This window comes from Streptomyces varsoviensis (assembly GCF_000718635.1).
Classification (GTDB): Bacteria; Actinomycetota; Actinomycetes; order Streptomycetales; family Streptomycetaceae; genus Streptomyces; species Streptomyces varsoviensis.
On sequence record NZ_JOBF01000001.1, the window covers coordinates 429,781 to 444,027 of the forward strand.

The 14,247-nt window shown below is 73.0% G+C and carries 12 protein-coding genes; 8 read left to right on the forward strand and 4 right to left on the reverse strand.

Annotated elements, in window-relative coordinates; translation table 11 throughout:
- Nucleotides 1–86 precede the first annotated feature (86 nt).
- From IF55_RS01830 to IF55_RS01845, 4 genes are all read right to left on the reverse strand, one after another.
- Entirely contained in the window at nt 87–932 is an 846-nt protein-coding gene (locus IF55_RS01830) for an IclR family transcriptional regulator (protein WP_030881727.1), read from the reverse strand.
- Between the two features lie 227 nt (nt 933–1,159).
- Nucleotides 1,160–2,305 carry an RNA polymerase sigma factor gene (locus IF55_RS01835; protein ID WP_037964454.1) on the reverse strand — a complete coding sequence of 382 codons (1,146 nt, stop codon included), beginning with the start codon at nt 2,303–2,305 and terminating at the stop codon, nt 1,160–1,162.
- Nucleotides 2,306–2,347: 42 nt separating this feature from the next.
- On the reverse strand, nt 2,348–2,755 hold the full coding sequence (locus IF55_RS01840; RefSeq protein ID WP_030881732.1) for a YciI family protein: 408 nt from the start codon (nt 2,753–2,755) through the stop codon (nt 2,348–2,350).
- A 200-nt stretch (nt 2,756–2,955) separates the two neighbouring features.
- Complete coding sequence (locus tag IF55_RS01845; RefSeq protein WP_157854341.1) at nt 2,956–3,972, reverse strand: EamA family transporter; 1,017 nt, start codon at nt 3,970–3,972, stop codon at nt 2,956–2,958.
- 241 nt (nt 3,973–4,213) lie between these two features.
- Between IF55_RS01845 and IF55_RS01850 the strand changes: the two genes are divergently transcribed.
- The 8 genes from IF55_RS01850 (at nt 4,214) to IF55_RS01885 (ending at nt 14,245) form a co-directional block, all read left to right on the forward strand.
- Nucleotides 4,214–5,797, forward strand: coding sequence for a B12-binding domain-containing radical SAM protein (locus IF55_RS01850; RefSeq protein ID WP_030881740.1), 1,584 nt, complete (start codon nt 4,214–4,216; stop codon nt 5,795–5,797).
- Nucleotides 5,798–6,048: 251 nt separating this feature from the next.
- Nucleotides 6,049–7,449 carry an aldehyde dehydrogenase family protein gene (locus IF55_RS01855; protein WP_030881744.1) on the forward strand — a complete coding sequence of 467 codons (1,401 nt, stop codon included), beginning with the start codon at nt 6,049–6,051 and terminating at the stop codon, nt 7,447–7,449.
- 128 nt (nt 7,450–7,577) lie between these two features.
- Nucleotides 7,578–8,594: a C-terminal binding protein gene (locus IF55_RS01860; RefSeq protein WP_030881748.1), complete on the forward strand. Its 1,017-nt coding sequence runs from the start codon at nt 7,578–7,580 to the stop codon at nt 8,592–8,594.
- 178 nt (nt 8,595–8,772) lie between these two features.
- On the forward strand, nt 8,773–10,041 hold the full coding sequence (locus IF55_RS01865) for a phosphonoacetaldehyde reductase (RefSeq protein WP_048831410.1): 1,269 nt from the start codon (nt 8,773–8,775) through the stop codon (nt 10,039–10,041).
- Entirely contained in the window at nt 10,038–11,390 is a 1,353-nt protein-coding gene (locus IF55_RS01870) for a cupin domain-containing protein (protein WP_030881754.1), read from the forward strand. The genes IF55_RS01865 and IF55_RS01870 overlap by 4 nt, the downstream gene beginning before the upstream one ends.
- 25 nt (nt 11,391–11,415) lie before the next feature.
- Nucleotides 11,416–12,336, forward strand: a complete 921-nt coding sequence (aepX, locus tag IF55_RS01875) for a phosphoenolpyruvate mutase (RefSeq protein WP_030881757.1) — start codon at nt 11,416–11,418, stop codon at nt 12,334–12,336.
- Nucleotides 12,333–13,484 (forward strand): phosphonopyruvate decarboxylase, encoded by a 1,152-nt coding sequence (aepY, locus tag IF55_RS01880; protein WP_030881759.1) that lies wholly within the window; start codon nt 12,333–12,335, stop codon nt 13,482–13,484. Before aepX ends, aepY begins: the two co-directional genes overlap by 4 nt.
- The gene (locus tag IF55_RS01885; RefSeq protein ID WP_030881762.1) at nt 13,481–14,245 is read left to right on the forward strand and encodes a sulfite exporter TauE/SafE family protein; all 765 of its coding nucleotides are present in this window, start codon (nt 13,481–13,483) and stop codon (nt 14,243–14,245) included. The genes aepY and IF55_RS01885 overlap by 4 nt, the downstream gene beginning before the upstream one ends.
- The last annotated feature ends 2 nt before the right edge of the window (nt 14,246–14,247 follow it).

Consider the following 14,247-nt stretch of genomic DNA (forward strand, 5'->3'; position numbering starts at 1 on the left):
ACAACTCAGGCCGGCACAACCCAGTGCCGGCGCACCGACGGTCCCAGGCGGGCCGGCCCGGACCAGGGCCGGCCCGTCCGTACGGTTCAGAACTCGTTCCCCCACCGGTCGGCGGCGGGCAGGGGCCGCCGCAGCACCCGGCGGGCGTGCAGCCCGGCGCGGCGCAGCAGCGCGCAGCCCCTCGCGACGTCGAACATCTCGGGGACGGCGCCGATGCTCAGCGCGGCCAGCGGCTGCCCGTGGGGCCCGAACACGGGGGTGGCCGCGGCGGACAGGCCCAGCTCGGACTCGCGCTCGGCGAGGGCGATGCCGCGGCTCCGTATCCGGGCCAGCTCGGTGCCGAGCTCCGGCCGCGCCGCCGACCGCTCGGCCTCCTCCCGCTCGGCGCTGTCCCGTCCGCCCCGGCCCGGCGCGCACCGCGCCGGGGGATAGGCGAGGAGCGCCTTGCCGGCGGCGCTGCCGGGCAGCGGCGCCGGCTCTTCGAGCCGCCCGATCACGGGACTGTACCGCTCGCTGTAGACCAGCTCGATGAAGCGCACGTTCTCCCCGCTCCGCACGCCGAGGCCGACGACATAGCGCGTCTGCTCGTGCAGGGGGAGCAGGACCGGCTTGAGGGCGTTCCTGAGGCGCTTGGTGTGCTCTTCCTCCCTGGGCGCGCCCAGTTCGCGCACCGCGCTCCCCAGCCGGTAGCCCTCGCCGTCCCGGCTCACCATCTCCAGCTCCCGCAGATCCGCCAGCAGGCGGTGGGCAGTGGTCTTGGCCAGGCCGGTGAGCTGGACGACCTCGGTGAGGGTGGCGGAGCCGCCGGTCGCCCGTACGGCCTTCAGGACGCTCAGCAGCCGGCCGGCGAGCCGCCCGCCGCCCGGTGTGCGGGAGGCGGACAGCGGCGGTGTCTCGCTGTCGCACCCGCTTTCACACTCGGATGTATACACCCGTGAGAAACCTCCTCTTCGTGTCTCGCGCCGGGGCGTTCGCCCGGCGGACCCCTGTTCTGAAGGGGCCGAAAGATCTGAATGGGCTGTATCTCCCTTGAATCCATCAAGCACCGGCCACTCCACGAGGGGAAGGCGTGCGGCGGCCCGGGAGCGTGAACGTGTTGAACGCTCGCGGGCGGGCGTGCGGGGCTCCGGCCCCCGTGGGCGGCGGGGCTCCTGGGGCGTCAGCGTCGACGACGGGTGTTGAGGCGGGCGGCCTGGCGCGTCAGGTGGTCGCGTTCGGCGAGGTTGGCCGCCTTGGCGGCGGCCTCCGTGTACAGCCGGGCGGCCGTCGCCACGTCCCCCTCGCGCTCGTGGAGGTACGCGGCCACCGCGGCGTAGCGGGGGAGGGAGCCGTCCAGGGGCGCCAGTGCCGCGAGGCCGGCGCGCGGGCCGTCGGCCTCGCCGACGGCGACGGAGCGGTTGAGCCGGACGAGAGGGCTGTCGGTCAGCGCCGCCAACTCGTCGTACCACTCGACGATCTGCGGCCAGTCGGTCTCCGCCGCGGTGCGCGCGTCGGCGTGCAGGGCCGCGATGGCGGCCTGGGCCTGGTATTCGCCCAGCCGGTCGCGGGCCAGGGCCGCTTGCAGGATCTCGATGCCCTCGGCGATCGCGGCGGTGTCCCACCGGCCGCGGTCCTGCTCGGCGAGCGGCACCAGGCTGCCGTCCGGCGCGGTCCGTGCCGCTCGCCGGGCGTGGTGCAGCAGCATGAGGGCGAGCAGCCCCGCCGCCTCGGGGTGGTCGATCGCGGCGGCGAGCTGCCGGGTGAGCCGGATGGCCTCGGCGGCGAGGTCGATGTCACCGGAGTAGCCCTCGTTGAAGACCAGGTAGAGGACGCGCAGCACGGTGGCGACGTCTCCGGGCCGGTCGAAGCGGGCCGTGGAGACGGTGCGCTTGGCCCGGCTGATCCGCTGCGCCACGGTCGCCTCGGGCACCAGGTACGCCTGGGCGATCTGCCGGGTGGTGAGCCCGCCGACCGCGCGCAGGGTGAGGGCGACGGCGGACGACGGCGTCAACGACGGGTGGGCGCACAGGAAGTAGAGCTGGAGCGTGTCGTCCACCGAGGGCGCCGGCCCCGGCGCCGGCTCCTCGTCGGCGCGGCCCTCCCGCCGCCGGCGGGCCGCCTCCGCCCGGCTCGCGTCGAGGAACTTGCGCCAGGCCACGGTGGTGAGCCAGCCCTTCGCGTCCCGCGGCGGGTCGGCCGGCCAGCCGCGGAACGCCTCGATGAGAGCTTCCTGGAGGGCGTCCTCGGCCGCCGCGAAGTCGGCTCCGCGGCGGACGAGGACCCCGAGCACGCTCGGCGCGAGGCTCCTGATCAGGGCCTCGTTCACCTCAGCGGGCATCGAGGTCACCGAGTTCTCGGAGGTCACATGTCACTCCGTGATGACGGGCGGCGCGGCCATGAAGGGGCGCAGCTCCAGCCACTCGTGGATCGGCTTCCCGCCCGCCCCGGGCGCGGCCGACAGCTCCCCGGCCAGCTCGAGGGCGCGCTCGTAGCTGTCGACGTCGATCACCATCCAGCCGGCGATGAGGTCCTTGGTCTCGGCGAACGGCCCGTCGGTGACGGGCGGCCGGCCCTCGCCGTCGTACCGGACGAACGTCCCCTCGGGCGAGAGCCCCTGCCCGTCGACGTACTCGCCGGTCTTCTCCAGCCGGGCCGCGAAGTCGTGCATGAACTGCACATGCGCCGAGACCTCCTCGGGCGTCCACTGGTCCATGGGCACGTTGTTCACCGGAGCCGGGGCGCCGCGGTAGTGCTTGAGCAGCAGATACTTGGCCATCGTGGGACTCTCCTCGGTTCTCGTGCGGCCCATTGTGGCCGCTTCCGTGACTGCTTTCGTGGTCGCGTTCGTCGTCGTGTTCACCCCGGGGACGGAGCCGGGCACGGGTTCTCGACATCACCGCGGAGACTTTCTCGGATTCTTCCGCGGCGGCTCGGTCCGGGGCGCGCGGGCGGCGGCGAACGGCCGCGTCGAGGCGGTCAGCCGGCCGCGATGAAGGTGACGCCGAGGAAGGTCACCGTGATGCCCGCCAGTTGCGGCGGCCGCAGCCGCTCGTGGTCGAGCCGCCGGGCCAGCAGGACGGTCGCCACGGGATAGAGGGAGGAGAGGACGGAGACGACGGGCAGCAGGTCGGTGTGGGTGGCGTAGGCGTACAGCAGGTTGGCCGCCATGTCCGCCAGGCCGACCGCCGCGGCCGTCGCGAGGTGGCGCCGGCCCCAGCCCGGCGATCGCGTACGGGCGGGGGCACGGCCGGGCGTACGGGCACGGTCCGGTGTACGAGCACGGTCCGGTGTACGGGCACGATCGCTCGTACGGGCACCACCTCGCGTACGAGCACCGTCCCGCGCACGAGCACCACCTCGCGTACGACCACGGGCACGGGCACGGAGCAGCAGGATCGCGCCGACCGCGGCGACGTACGCGGCCCGCTGGCCGAGCAGCGTCTGGGGGACCGACGACCGGCTGCCCTGGGCGATGGCGATGAGGATGACGCCGAACCCGGCGGCGGCCAGCAGCGCCAGGCCGATCGACCGCGCGGCCGACACGCCCGCACCGGGGGCGGGCCGCAGCTCGGGCGCCACGGCCAGGCACGCGCCCAGGCCCGCCGTCACCAGGCCGGCGAACTGGAGCGGCGGAGGCGTCTGGCCCTGGGCGACGCCGACGACGACGGGGAGCGCCACGGACGTGGACGCCACCGGGGCGACCAGGCCCATCTGCCCGATGGCCAGGGCCCGGTAGAACGCGCCGAGGGCGACCGCCCCCGCCAGCCCCGCCAGCGCGCCCCAGGCCAGGGCGGCCGAATTCCACGCCGGTCCGTCTCCGGCGGCGGCGCGGGCGGCGAGATCGGCGAGGAGGAGGACGACGGTGCCGCACAGGGCCGCCGTCTGCGCCACGAAGATCACCGAGTACGCGGACCGCACCCGCGACAGCCGCCCGCCGACGTAGTCCGCCGTGCCCCACAGCACGCTCGACAACAACCCGAGTAATAAAGCCACATGAGCCCCTTCCCGTGACGCGCCGCGCGCCCGGCGCACGGCGTCGTACCCGCCCGTGCCCGCTCGTACTTGTCCGGGGCGGCGACACGTCAGCCGTGTCTACGCGCCATCCGGCCATGTCCGAGACCGAACGCGCCAGACCGGCCGTTTCGGCCACCCTCGGCGGCCCCCGTGCGTAGCGTGGCCGTTCCGCCCCTCCCACGTGCCGTGAACGTGCCCTCTCAGACGAGGAGTCGGGCGTATGTCCCAGGTGATCATCGTCAACCCGCCCAACTCCAACACCGTCCTCGACGGCTCCGTGTGCACCGTCACCCGTCCCGAGGACCACACCGACTGGTCCAACTTCCCGAGCCTGGGGGCCTTGACCCTCGCCTCGGCGCTCGCGGACGTCCCGGGCGTGACCCCCGTCTACATCGACGGCACGGTCGTGCCCTGGCCCACGCTGCTGGAGTACATCGACACCCACGCGGGCGGCATTCTCGCCGTGTGCGCCAGCGCCCTGACCGCCACGTACGAGGCCGCCCTCGCGATCCTGGCGCATGCCAAGGCGGTACGGCCGGCCATCCGGACCGTGGTCGGCAACGACCATTTCACGGCGCTGACGGAGCGGTGCCTGGCCAACCACCACGCCTGCGTCGACTTCGGGTTCCGCGGCAACGAGGTCGTCGGCCCGTTCCGCGACCTCATCGCCGACCTGCGCCTCGGCAGGGTCCGCGCACCGGCCGCCTACCCCGGCATCGCGGTGTGGGCGGGCGGGGCGGTCGTCCAGGCGCCGCAGCGGCCCGAGCCGGTCTTCACCGCCCTCCGCCATGAGCTCGTCGACGCCGCCTTCGACCACACCACGCCGTACAAGGCCAACTTCCAGACGCGCGTGGCGCCGCGGCTGCGCAAGATGCTCGGCGTGGACCTGCGCGCGGGCATGCCCGTGGAGATCGGCCGGGGCTGCATCAAGTTCCGCCGGGACGACGCCTGTTCGTTCTGCTCCATCCAGTTCGGCGGGATGTGGAAGAACGCGGTCGACGGCCCGGAGGCGGCGTGGCGGCTCATCGAGCACATGAGCCGACGCACGTACGACTACCTCTACCTGACCGCCGACGAACTGCCCCTGACCTTCGGCGCTCTGCTGCGCTCCATGTACGAGCAGGCGCCGCCGTGGTGGACGGGCACGCCGGAGAGCGACCGACCGGTCATGGTGGGCTACGCGCGCGCCGACGGGCTCTCCAACCCCCGCCACGCGGAAACGCTCCGCCGCCTCGGCGTCCGGCAGCTCATGGTGGGCCTGGACGCCGGGTCGCCGGTCTCCCTCAAGGCGATGAACAAGCCCTTGAGCCCCCTCAAGGAGGCCGACCCGGCCCACCGGGCGGAGCTGATGTTCGAGCACAACGTACGGGCCATGCGCACCGCCCGCGAGCACGGCCTGCTGCTCAAGGTCGGCTTCGTCATCGGCCACCTGGGCATGGGTCCCGAGCTGCTGGCCGACAACATCGCCTCCATGCGGCGCCTCGTCGACGAGGGGAAGGGCGTCATCGCCTCCCTCGACGTCGAAGTGCTCTCCCCCGAGCCCGGCTCGCTCGACTACCGCTATCTCACCGAACCGGAGGCGGCCGGCGCGGCGGCCCGGCGGCTGGGTCTCACCGTCGCCGCCGAGCCCGTCCGCCGTGAGATCGCCGCCCGTTGGCGGCACCGCGACGTCATCGACCGCGAGGCGGCGATGGCCGACTACGTGGCCGCGGTCATGCCCGGCCTGACCCTCGGCGATCTCGCCGCGGCGCGCGGCGGACTGCGCGCGTACGGCAAGGCGGCGGGCATCGTCATCGGCGAGTGACGGCCGCCGCGGCGGCCGGCACGGAATCCGACGGCGTGCGGATCTATGGTCCTCGCGCGGCGGCCATATCGAATCATTGGTCATTCCCCTGAAGTGATCTCTCAATTGTGATTCCGTGCGATTCCTTCGTCGACCGATCATTAAGGGAGGGTGTCTTGACGGTGAATGGCGGGTAGCCGTTAGGATTCCATCCAGCAAGAGTCCGAAGGTGAAAGAGGGATCAATTCCGGCAGGAAGCGACAAGATTCACTATGGAGTCGATCTTAAGCTGCGGACGTTGGTTGCGGTCCGATCGTGTCGTGGAGGTGCGCAGTCCCTACACCGGCGAGGTCGTGGGGCGGGTGGGTCAAGCGACGGTAAAGCAGGTGAATGATGCGATCAATTCGGCGAAGAGCTACCGGTGTTCACTGACCGCCTTCGAGCGGAGCGAAGTTCTCTCCCGGACGGCCGATCGCATTCACGCCGACGCCGAAGTGTTCATGCGGTCGATCGTGGACGAGACGGGGAATGCGCGTAAGGACGCGGCCACCGAGGTGCGGCGCGCCGTCGCGCAGCTCCGGTTCGGCGCGGAGGAGGCCAAGCGCCTCGTCGGCGAGAGCATCACCACGGACGTCACGGACTACGGGGCGCGCCGGCTGGCGGTCACCCTGGTCGAACCGATCGGCCTGGTCTGCGCCATCACGCCGTTCAACCGGCCGCTCAACCAGGTGGCCACCAAGGTCGTGCCGGCCCTCGCCGTCGGCGACAGCGTGCTCGTCAAGCCGTCCGAGAAGGCGCCGCTCACGGCGGTGCTGTTCGTCCGGGCGCTGCTGGACAGCGGGCTGCCCGCCGAAATGATCTCGCTGGTGACGGGGGACCCGCGAGAGATCGGCGACGCGCTGGTCGGCTCCGACCTCATCGACATGGTCACCTTCACCGGCAGCGCAGCCGTCGGCAAGGCGATCGCGCGCCGCATCGGGATGATCCGCAGCGCCTTCGAACTCGGCGACAGCGGCGCCCTGGTCGTGGCCGACGACGCGGATCTGACGGCCGCCGCCGCGGCCGCGGCCGCCGGGGCGTTCTCGACGGCGGGGCAGTCCTGCCGCGGAGTCAAGCGAATCCTGGTCCACGAGGACGTCGCCGACGCCTTCACGGACCTCCTGGTGGCGGCGGCCGAGCGGCTGACCGTCGGCGACCCGTGGGACGCCAAGACCGACATCGGGACGCTCATCGACGAACAGGCCGCGGGACAGGTCGAATCGAGGGTCGCCGAGGCCGTGAACAGAGGCGCGCGGCTGCGCGCCGGCGGGCACCGGCACGGGGCGCAGTTCTGGCCGACCGTCCTCGACCACGTCGACCGCGACGCGCCGCTGGTGCGCGAGGAGACGTTCGGGCCGTGCGCCCCGGTCATCCGCGTCGGCGGCATGGACGAAGCGATGAATTACCTCAATTCCGGTCGTTACGGTCTCCAGACGGGCGTGTTCACCCAGCGGATCGGCGATGCCATGAAGATGGCGCGCGGACTTCAGGCCGGCGCCGTGGTGATCAATGGCGGCCCGCAATTCGAGTCGCCCAACATTCCCTTCGGCGGTGTCAAGGACAGCGGCCACGGGCGCGAGGGCGTGCGTTACGCCATGCGCGAGATGTCCCGTATCAAGACCCTGGTTCTCTGACTTTCCGCGCACAGTACGCGAAGAAGCACGCCATAGCTTGGCGGAGGAAACCGCGAGCCGTGAAATTCCGCGCCCGCGCGGCGCCGGCGGTCTCCCTTTCGCCCCTGAGCCCAGTGAGGTGATGACCTGTGCCCGTCGTCGTTTACACCGACCCCGCGTGGGCGGTCGGTCCGGAAGGGGCCGTCGATGCCTCGCGGGCCGATATCGAGCACGGTGTGTACGGCGCGGAGATCGATATGCGATTCGGCCCGTACCGCGATGGCGCCTTCGACGTCAGCGGAAAGGAATTCCTGCGCACCCTGGAAGGGGCCGATGCCGTCGCCGTCTACCGGGCCAGAATCACCCAGGAGGTCATCGACGTCCTCAAGCCGACCTGCCGCGTCGTCGCCCGGCAGGGCGTCGGAGTCGACAACCTGAACGCGGAGCTGCTGGCCGCGAACGGCATCCTGGGCTTCAACGTCCCCGACTACTGCGTGGACGAGGTCAGCAGCCACACCGTGGCGATGCTGCTCGCCCTGGAGCGCGGCCTCATCGTGCAGGACCGCCTGGTCAAGGACGGGAAGTGGAACATACACGGCGGCGGCGTGCCCCCGCGCACCGCCGACCGCCGCGTCGGCGTCATCGGCTTCGGCCGCATCGGGCGGGCCACCGCCCGCAAGCTCCAGCCGTTCTACGGCCAGGTCCTGGCCCACGACCCGTACGTGCACGCCGACCTGATGCGCGGCTACGGCGTCCACCCCCGTCCCTCCCTGGCCGGCCTGCTGGCCGACGCGCACGCCGTCGTCGTGCACGCCCCGCTGGACGCGACCACGCGGAACATGCTCAACGACGACACGCTGGAGGCCCTGACGCCCGGCGCCCTGCTCGTGAACACGGCCCGCGGCGCCCTGGTGGAGCCCGAGGCGGTGCTGGAGCGGCTGCGCGACGGGCGGCTCGGCGGCTACGCGGCGGACGTGTTCGCGCCGGAGAACCCCTGCGACCACCCGGTGAACAAGGAGATCCTCACCTTCCCCAACACCGTGGTCAGCTCCCACCGGGCGTTCCTGTCCGACGCCGCCGAGCACAGCCAGCGGCTGCGCCTCGCCCAGGAGGTCCGGCGCGTCCTCGTCTCCGGCGAACCCCCGCTCTTCGGCCGCCTGGCCTGACCGCCCGGGCCGGCCGGCGACACCGAGGGGCCCGGCCGCCCACGGACCCGAGCGACCAACGGCCCCGAGCCACCGACGGCCCCGACCGACCGCCCGGCCCGACCGACTGCCCGGCCCGACCGACCGCCCGCCCGGCCCGGGCCCCCGCCGGCTCGGAGCCACGACAGAGGGAGAGACCATGCCCACCGCCCCCGGGCCGTCCCGACTACCGGCGGCCCACGACCTCCTCGACCGCGCCCGCCGCCCGTACCACCTGCCCGTACCCGCGTACGTGCCGACCCGCGTCGTCTTCGGCGAGGGCGCGGCGGCCGGCCTCGCCGAGACCGTCCGCGACCGGTTCGGGGACCGGGGGCTCCGGCGCGTCCTGGTGCTCATCGGGCGGCGGTCGGCGGCCAAGCCGTGGCAGGAGGCAGCCGTAGACGCGGGCCGGCGGCTGGGCGAGGCCGTCGTGGTGGAGAACCCGCGGACCAACCCGACGCCCGAGAGCATCCAGACGGTGCTGGCCGCCGCGCGGCGCCACCGCGCCGACGCGGTGGTGGCCATCGGCGGCGGCAGCGTGCTGGACACCGGCAAGACCGTGGCCCTGCTCGCGGGCGGCACGCGGACGGTCGAGGAGGCGCTGCGCACGGGCGTGCCCGAGGCCCGTACCACCGCCCTGGCGGCCGTGCCGACGACGGCCGGCAGCGGCGCCGAGGCCACCCGCACCGCCACCGTCTGGGACGAACGCGCCCAGCGCAAACGCGCGCTGGACCACCCCGGCCTCTTCCCGGACCTCGCGGTCGTCGACCCGCTGCTGACGATGAGCGCGCCCGACGCGGTGTGGGCGGGCTGCGGGCTGGACGCGCTGTCGCAGGCGGTCGAGGCCAGTTGGGCGGTGGCCGCCACCGCGGAGTCCGCGCGGTTCAGCCTGCCCGCCGTGCGGCTGGCCGCCGATGGCCTCGACGCGGTCCTCGCCGACCCCGCGGCCCCCCGCGCTCGTACGCTCCTCAGCTACGCGAGCGTCTTCGCCGGGCTCGCGATCGCCGCGACCCGCACCACCGTCCCGCACGCGGTCTCGTACCCGCTGACCATGCGTTGGGGCATCCCGCACGGCCACGCCTGCGCCCTGACCCTCGGCGCGGTGCTGTGCTTCAACGCGGCCGTCACCGACCGCGACTGCCGCGACCCGCGCGGCGCCGGCCACAGCAGGGACGCGCTGCGCGCGATCACCGCGGGGCTGCGCGCCCCGACGCCGGCCGCCGCGCGCCGCCGCCTCGACGATCTGCTGCGGCGGCTGCGCCTGCCCGATCTGCGCGCCTACGGACACGCGGACTGCACGGACATCGTCGACGACGTCGTCTCGTACAGCCGCTTCGACAACAACCCCCGCCAGATGACCCGGACGCAACTCGCGGCGCTGCTGAGCGCGGAGAGCGCCCGCCGACCCCCTGGGAGGCACACCCCATGACGGCTACGGTCTCCGTGGACCTCTACAAGCTCATGCACTGGCTCAACGCGCGCAAGCTCACCCCCGACCACGTGCTCGACCTCACCGGCATCAAGCTGGACCTCGGCGCCGGCGAGGCCGGCGGCCGGCTCACGCTCCCGGAGCCGGAGCTGCGGCGGCTGGCCGCCGCCCTGGACATCGCCCCCGCCCAACTGGCCCCGGGCGCCGGGCGGACGCCCGCCGCGATCTTCCAGAGCCGCGCCGAGACGGAGGCGACCCGGCGCGCGGTGCGGCGCGACGGCATCCACTTCTACAACTACTACTCGCTGCCCGCCCCCTCGGGGTACATCGCCCCGGTCATCCTCGACATCCTCTGCCCCGCGGACCGGCTGCCCCAGCTCAACAACGGCCACCTGGAGCCGGCCATCACCGTGAACATCGGGCCCGGCGACATCCACGGCCGCTGGGGCACCGAGATCACCGAGCTGAACTGGGCGGTGCTGAGGGCCAACCGGACCGCCGGGCACGAGTGGATCATCGGCGACTCGTACCTCGAACCGTCCTACCGGCCGCACAGCTACTCGCTGGCCGGCGACGAGAGCGCCCGCATCATCTCCTACACCGCCAAGTCCAACCTGCACGCCCTGCTGACGCTGGCCAACGACTGGCCGGACGGCTCGTACGACCGGTTCGTCGCGGACTGGTCCGCCGGCGACCAGGCGGCGATGCTGGGCATCGCCATGGCCCGCAGGGCGTACGGGCCGCGGGCGCTGGCGGCGGCCGCGGACGTGCCGCGGGACGCGGTCGAACGGTGCCTGGCCGGCGACCAGGACGCCCTGGACACGGCGGCGCTGCGGCGCGTCGGCGCGCTCCTCGGCGTCGACCACCGGCTGCTGCTGCCGCCCGAGCCGCTGCACGACGAGATCGGCAAGACCTGGTGCACGATCGAGCAGGGCATCGCGTCCGTACGGGAATTCGGCGGGTACCGCGCCGCCTCCATGGCCGGCGCCCCCCAACTGCCCGACCTGGTCGGGCTGTACCTCGCCGTGGACCGCGAGGAGCGCGCGCCGCTCGACCTGTTCGACCACGGCGCGAGCCACTTCCTGGTGACCCGCGGCACCCCCACGGCCTGGTGGACCGAGCCGGACGGCACCGTACGGGAACAGCCGCTGGCCCCCGACGACAGCCTGTGGGTAGCCCCCTGCGTCGCCCACGGCTTCAGCGGCGCCGGTGCCCTGATCAAGCTGGGCAACGGCGAGGGCTACGGCTATCTGGAGCACCTGGAGCTGAACCACACCGTCCACCGCGAGGCCACCCTGCGCCGCGCCCGCCACGACCGCGCGGACTGGGGCTACGAGCCCGCCACGTGAGACCCCGTTCGAGAGGAGCAGAACGATGGACAGCACACAGCGATTCACCTCCGCGGCGTCCAAGTCCGCCCGGATGCGGAAGTTACTCGACTCGCCCGGCCTCAGCTTCCTGATGGAGGCGCACAACGGGCTGTCCGCGCGCATCGTGCAGGACGTGGGCTTCGCCGGCATCTGGGCGTCCGGATTCTCGATCTCCACCGCGCTCGGCGTGCGGGACAGCAACGAGATCTCCGCCGGCGAAGTGCTCGACGCCGTCGGCTACATGGCCGACGCCACCACCATCCCGATCATGGTCGACGGCGACACCGGCTACGGGAACTTCAACAACGCCCGCCGGTTCGTCCGCCAGTTGTGCCGGTTGGACGTCTCGGCGGTCTGCATCGAGGACAAGCTGTTCCCGAAGACCAACTCGTTCATCGGCGACGAGCAGCCCCTCGCGGACGTCGACGAGTTCTGCGGCAAGATCGCCGCCTGCAAGGACAGCCAGACCGACGGCGACTTCTCCGTCATCGCCCGCGTCGAGGCGCTGGTCTCCGGCCGCGGCCTCGCCGAGGCCCTCGACCGGGGCGAGGCGTACCGGCGGGCCGGGGCGGACGCCGTCTTCATCCACTCCAAGAGCAAGGACGGCAAGGAGATCCTGGCCTTCGCCGAGGAGTGGGCGCGGCGCTGCCCCCTGGTGATCACGCCCACCACGTACCACGCGGTCGGCGTCGAGGCGTTCGAGCGCGCGGGCGTCTCGACGCTCATCTGGGCCAACCAGAACATGCGCGCCTCGGTGCAGGCGATGCGCGACGTCAGCCGGGCCGTCTTCGAGAACAACCGGCTCAGCGACGTCGAGCCGGCCCTCGCCCCGGTCAAGGAGATCTTCGACTTCCTCGACTACGCCGAACTCGACGAAGCGGGCCGCCGCTACCTGCCGGCCGGCGCCCCCGAGGCCACCTCGTGATCCGCGCCCGGGAATTCCTCGGCGCCGCCCTGAGCCGGGGCTTCGACTTCTACACCGGAGTCCCGTGCTCGTTCCTCACCCCGCTGATCAACGGCACCATCAGCCACCAGGAGCTGCGCTACGTCGGGGCGACCAGCGAGGGCGAGGCCGTCGCGCTGGCCACCGGGGCCTGGCTGGCAGGCCGGCAGCCCGTCGCGATGTGCCAGAACTCGGGGCTCGGGAACATGATCAACCCGCTCACCTCGCTGAGCCACCCGTTCCGCGTCCCGTTCCTGCTCGTGTGCACCTGGCGAGGGCAGCCGGGCCTCAAGGACGAGCCGCAGCACGAGGTGATGGGCGGCGTCACACACGATCTGCTGACCACGATCCGCGTCCCGCACCGCCCGTTCCCGGACCGTCCCGAGCTGATCGAGCCCGCCCTGGACGAGGCCGTCAAGCTCATGGCCGACGGCGAACTGCCCACCGCGCTGATCATGCGGAAGGGCGCGGTCGCCCAGGACGAGCCCCTGGACCAGCCCCCGTACGCGCCCGGGCCGCGCGACACCGCGCTGGACGACCGCACCCGCGGCGGACCGCGGCCCGCGCGGCGGGACGTCCTGGAGTCCGTCCTGGCCGAGGTTCCGCCCGAGGCGGCCGTCATCGCGACCACCGGGAAGTGCGGGCGCGAACTGTTCGCCCTGGCCGACCGGGAGCAGCACTTCTACCAGGTCGGCTCCATGGGCTGCGCCAGCGCCATGGCCCTCGGCGTCGCGCTGAACACGCCGCGTACGACCGTCGTGCTGGACGGGGACGGCGCGGCGCTGATGAAAATGGGCAACATGGCGACCATCGGAGCCACCGCACCGCCCAACCTCGTCCACGTCATCCTCGACAACGGCGTCCACGACTCGACCGGCGGGCAGGCCACGGTCTCCGCCGGGGTCGAGTTCGGCCGCGCCGCGCTCGCCTGCGGCTACCGGTCGGCCGCCGTCAGCGACGACACGGACGGCTTCGCCGCGGCGTTCCGCACGGCCCTGGCCCGGCCGGGACCGCACCTGCTGCACGCCCGTATCGCCCCCGGCTCGCCGCCGGGGCTCGGCCGCCCCACCGTCACCCCGTACGAAGTGGCGCGCCGCTTCCGGCACTTCCTCGCCGTGGGGCCGCGGTGACCTGGCTGACCGTGACGGCCGTGCTGACCAGCGGCGTACTGGCGGGGGTGATCAACACGGTGGTCGGCTCGGGCACCCTGGTGACCTTCCCCGTCCTGCTGGCCAGCGGCTATCCGCCCGTCCTCGCCAATATGTCGAACACCGTCGGGCTCGTGGCCGGGAACTTCAGCGGCGCGTACGGCTACCGGCACGAACTGCGCGGGCAGGTGCGCCGGGTCGCCCAGTTCGGCGCCGTCGCGCTCGTCGGCGCGGTCATCGGGGCCCTGGGCCTCGTCGTCCTGCCGCCGGCCGCCTTCGACGCCGTCGTCCCGGCGCTGGTCCTCCTCGCCACCCTGCTGGTGCTCCTCCAGCCGTGGCTCAAGCGGCGGCTCGGCGAACGCACCGAGAAGACCGCCGCCGGCGGCGGACCCGTCCTGTGGGCCGGGCTCTTCGTCGCCGGCCTCTACGGCGGCTACTTCGGGGCGGCGGCGGGGGTGATGCTGCTCGCCCTGTTCGGGCTGCTGCTCAACGAGAACATCCAGCGCCTCAACGGCATCAAGAACGTCTGCATCGGACTGGTCAACGCGGCCGCCGCCGTGGTCTTCGTCATCATCGCGACGATCGCCTGGCTTCCCGCGCTCCTCCTCATGGTGGGCTCCTTCATCGGCGGCAGGATCGGCGCCCGCACGGCGCGCCGCATGCCGCCGGCGGTACTGCGCGGCTGCGTGGTCACGGTCGGCCTCACGGCCACGGCCGTGCTGATCCTGCGCCGGTGGGCCTGACG

Excerpts from the sequence above, each read along its gene's own strand:
- IF55_RS01840 (WP_030881732.1), bottom strand. The coding sequence starts at position 2,755 with ATGGCCAAGTATCTGCTGCTCAAGCACTACCGCGGCGCCCCGGCTCCG.
- IF55_RS01850 (WP_030881740.1), top strand. The coding sequence starts at position 4,214 with ATGTCCCAGGTGATCATCGTCAACCCGCCCAACTCCAACACCGTCCTC.
- IF55_RS01855 (WP_030881744.1), top strand. The coding sequence starts at position 6,049 with ATGGAGTCGATCTTAAGCTGCGGACGTTGGTTGCGGTCCGATCGTGTC.
- IF55_RS01865 (WP_048831410.1), top strand. The coding sequence starts at position 8,773 with ATGCCCACCGCCCCCGGGCCGTCCCGACTACCGGCGGCCCACGACCTC.
- IF55_RS01870 (WP_030881754.1), top strand. The coding sequence starts at position 10,038 with ATGACGGCTACGGTCTCCGTGGACCTCTACAAGCTCATGCACTGGCTC.
- aepX (WP_030881757.1), top strand. The coding sequence starts at position 11,416 with ATGGACAGCACACAGCGATTCACCTCCGCGGCGTCCAAGTCCGCCCGG.